The organism is Paenisporosarcina sp. P4_E4_2, assembly GCF_056401595.1.
The window spans coordinates 1-4214 of the sequence record NZ_JBFUJC010000272.1; the positions used below are offsets into that span (position 1 = coordinate 1).

The 4214-nt window shown below is 31.7% G+C and carries 3 protein-coding genes and 1 riboswitch; all 3 genes read left to right on the forward strand.

All coding sequences use genetic code 11. From position 1 onward, the window contains the following. Positions 1–220: 220 nt before the first annotated feature. Entirely contained in the window at positions 221–409 is a 189-nt protein-coding gene (locus tag AC1DSB_RS15210; protein ID WP_477587026.1) for a hypothetical protein, read from the forward strand. Between the two features lie 1890 nt (positions 410–2299). Further along, entirely contained in the window at positions 2300–2752 is a 453-nt protein-coding gene (locus tag AC1DSB_RS15215) for a YrvL family regulatory protein (protein WP_477532014.1), read from the forward strand. Between the two features lie 94 nt (positions 2753–2846). Beyond that, positions 2847–3338 carry a hypothetical protein gene (locus tag AC1DSB_RS15220; protein ID WP_477532015.1) on the forward strand — a complete coding sequence of 164 codons (492 nt, stop codon included), beginning with the start codon at positions 2847–2849 and terminating at the stop codon, positions 3336–3338. A gap of 496 nt (positions 3339–3834) precedes the next feature. Next, positions 3835–4024: riboswitch (cobalamin riboswitch) on the forward strand. Positions 4025–4214: the final 190 nt, after the last annotated feature.

Consider the following 4214-nt stretch of genomic DNA (forward strand, 5'->3'; position numbering starts at 1 on the left):
GTGCATCACATAGTGGATAAAACAGCTAATGATTTCCATTAGTTTTAGCGAAGCGTACGCTCTATTTGGTAATAAAACAAGAAATTCAAGAATATGTATGTAAATTATATAAAAAATAATTTTTTCTACATTACGAAGTGGTGCAAACCGTTGATACATCAATATTTATAGAGGGAGGTTAGTTGAAGAGGATTTCTTGCAAACTGGAGGAGGTATATAAATGAATAAATTAATTAGATTCTTGGATAAGTACCTCATAGGCAGCGTAATGATTATTTGTGGAATATTACTTTTCATAATTACTCACGGTAAACCTTTTAAAGAAGTTGAAGACTCATTAGTTGTAGCCTATGCATTTGTTATTGGTGGAATTGTATATCTACTGTTTAAAGCGATTCAGAAACGGTAGTTCATATTAGTTTCTAGTTCTTCAACTAACGGGTGCTTTAGTTAAAAATCGTGGAGTTGCTTTTAAGCCGTTCAGTTTTGAATCACTTTTCTTGAAATATAACCCTAAATAGACACCCAATTAGATAGTCAATTGGGTGTCTATTTTTTATTGATATATCAAGGTTTGTATTGATTTTACCTTTAAAATAATCATACTATTGACAGGTCAATTATTGCTATTACAATTGTGATTGTAAAGTGATTATTTAGGTATCTATTTGGTATGATAAAGAGGTGTGAAATTGCATTGACGAAAAACAACCGAATAAACTAAACAAGAAACCTGTAAACCGGGAAATGAATATTTATGATTGGAATAGAGAAAAAAACACAGAGTATTATCTCAATGTTTTTCTAGTTGTTCTACTTTTTAATAAACCAATTTTCTTCTCCGTTTATTCAACTAAAGAACCTGTTAGTGGAATAACAGCTTCAGCAAAATTTGAACTTATTTATTCCCATTTTTATCCTTCATTTTATCTCTTCCTTTTCATTGTACCTCGTTGCTTCTGACTTTAACTATACGTTGCACAATAAATCCAACTATTAAGCCGATAGCAAAAGGAAGTATTGCAATATTTGCATCAAAAATCAACCCATTTTCTAACGGCTCATTTAGAACAAATGAAAACCTAAGAAGAGATAAATTAAATATATTTCCAATCCAATATAATAGAGCCATTGTCCCAACTGATGATAATAACGGAAACAATATAATTCTCACAAAAGACCTTCTTTCAATACTTGTTATTGAACAAACCTGCCTCGTTAGTGAAACAAAAATAACAATTCCTTTTATTTATTATACCAACAATATCCATTTTTACCTCTAAAAAGATAAAATTTTCTATCAATTATAAAAGCACCTCGAAATGAGGTGCTAATTTGAGTTATATTTGGCTGTTTATTTTGATAATAAAACAGGGTTGATTTAACCGCTTATTTAGGAAGAAGTGATCCAAAACCGAACGGCTTAAGTTGCTTTGGCAGCTCTTTTTTCTTATTGAAATAACGGGGCAGGTTAGTTGAACAAGGAAATGTTGAAATAGGACCTAAAATTCTTGGGGAAAAGGAAGTAAGCGTAATACGATTCGATAATTTAGGTTTTTATACAAAACCTTATAATTCTACATGGGAGGTTTGCCCTCACCATAATGCTTACTGTCATCATAAAAGGAAGTGTGAGGCAAACTGGATTATTATATAAGTTGTTTGTTTTCTTCGGTTTGTATAAAAGCATCAGTTAGCAATTGAATATCTTCACGTATCTGAGACTTCAGTTTAGGACAGTCACACTTGAAATAATCATCAACTAATCTTGTTAGTTCGTAACTAAATAGATTCATAGGCACAATCTCCTTTTTATTATCTCCTTTTAAATAGTCCCTAAATCCTATTATGAGACATTCTCATATTAATTAAAAGGAATATTATATAGTCAAACTATTAGATAAGTTATGGAAACATCTATTGAGAGAGAGAAAGGATAGATTATTTTTATGACCATGTACAAAATTCGTAATAGAGATACACAACAGATTTTTTCGGTAACTAATGGCTGGATCAACGAATTCTAAATAGGTGGTATTTTAATAATCAGAAGACGGCACAGCTGTTGCAATAGGTTTATTCGGAAAAATAAATTCGTTTCTTCAATATGAAGAAACGTTCTTTTTTTACTAACGGATGCTTTACTTCAATAAGGGTTAAAACCCTTTTCTTATTCAACTAACGTGGCAGTTTAGTTTAACAAGGGTTGAAACGAAAGTTTGTTGATTTAAATCGGAACTTATATACATTTAATCTGTATAAAAGCAAAAGGTATCCTGACTGAAACGAGGTGGTTAATATGAATAAAAATAAAACAATAGTAATTTGTGCGTCAATTGTACTGATAATTTTACTTGTACTTACTTTTTTTGAATTCATCTTTTTGAGATTACTCGGATTACAATATAATTCAATTGGTACTTTAGTATTTTTCTTTATTATGTACGTATTCCTTGAAATACCTCTCTCCTTTATTAAAGATGGAATACCAAAAGCTTTAAAATCTGTTGGTATGATTCAATCAAGTAAGGGGTGGTTGTCATTTATTTTAGATACAGGGCTGACTTTTTCATTAATTAAATTACTCGATATCTTTATGGTGAATATTTCGATTACTTGGCAAGGTCCACTAATATTTGCATTGATTACAGGACTTATCAGTTCGAAATTAAAAAAGAATGAAAAAGAGCCTCAGATGATTAATAGCGAAGAATTTAAGGAATTAGAAAGAAAGTTTAATTCTAATAGCTAATCAATATAATGGTGTGATTGTTTAAAAAGGCAATCGCTTTTTGTGCTAACGGGGCAGGTTAGTTGAAGAAGGAAGAAAAGGGAGATGAACAGAAATGAAAATAGATTGGCAAAGCTTAAAGTTGGTACAGGGTTGTTTATTGACTGGTATTTATGCAAATCAACTTAATGTATACCAATACAATAAATTCTTAGTTATTAATTCTGTCCTACTTATTTTAAAGATAAAAAACCCACATTCCCTTGAATTCTGGTATTGGAAAATAGATTGGTTCGAAGACGAAATAGGAGATGACTTTCTCATTATTGAAGAACAGGAAACACCAGAACCAATTGAATATAGGTATGAGCCAGAAATTGCCCCCAATCAACATCTACTAATGAGTTCTAGTTTTTCTGTCGAACAAAACAAAATTAAGAAAGTTAGTGGATACGGATTTAAAGATGAGAAAAGTGAAATCTTAACTTCTATTGTTTTTGAATTAGAGGAATCATTCATTTCTATAACAACCGGAGCTGTTATAACAACAAAAATTACAGAAAAGGAGCCTGATGATTTAGGAGACTTAATTTTCCCTTGTGACTGACAATGCATTTATATAATTCAACTCGGAGCAGTTAATCCAAGAAGGATTAATTCTACTTTTTGTTGAACTTATTGATCTAAAGGGTGCTTTAGTTGAAGATCCTCGTGCTGCTTAGGCAGCTTTTTCTTATTGAACAAACGAGGCAGGTAAGTTCAATAAGAGGATTAATTTACCAAATTAATAAGAAGCATTTTTGAACTAATGGTACTACCAACGTATCGCAGGATATTTTAGGAAAAGAACATTTGATTGTTGAAATCATTGACTCAGATGAAGTAGGTGGGCTAAAGGTCTATTTATCAAAAAGTTATATATTGGAATTATTCCCAGACACTTCAGAAGAGGATGATGAGTTCTGGAGACTTTTTAATCGTAGGAGCGATAACCCCCACTTTATCTCTATATAAAAAATCATCCATTTCTTGTAGGCAAACTTTACCAATTCAATTATTGTAATTCTATTTCCATTAAACTATAATGAAAGCGATTTAATAATTGAATAGTTATATATTTTGGTTCTTTACTTGCGGGTAAAGATTAAAAAGGAACCAGGTTAAAATCCTGGACGGTCCGGCCACTGTAATTGAGGGAGTGACTTCCATGAGCCACTAGTTGAAAAACTGGGAAGGCGGAAGAAACGTACCAACCTCATAAGTCAGGAGACTTGCCTAAATATAGATGTAGAATACCTTCCGGGAAAAGGTTGCATTGTGGATCATTGAATTTCTTTTTGAATTTGTGAGAATACAAAGGCTCTTACCTTTCTTCCGGGGGTAAGCGCTTTTTTTGTTTGATTTCGAAAAGGGGAGGATTTCACGGAACCGCAACAACACGTTAATCAAAAATTCTATGAGAAATGGAGAATCATCACTTGAC

What these genes read in the sequence shown, in the direction of transcription:
- AC1DSB_RS15210 (WP_477587026.1), top strand. Translation starts at nt 221, where the DNA reads ATGAATAAATTAATTAGATTCTTGGATAAGTACCTCATAGGCAGCGTA.
- AC1DSB_RS15215 (WP_477532014.1), top strand. Translation starts at nt 2,300, where the DNA reads ATGAATAAAAATAAAACAATAGTAATTTGTGCGTCAATTGTACTGATA.
- AC1DSB_RS15220 (WP_477532015.1), top strand. Translation starts at nt 2,847, where the DNA reads ATGAAAATAGATTGGCAAAGCTTAAAGTTGGTACAGGGTTGTTTATTG.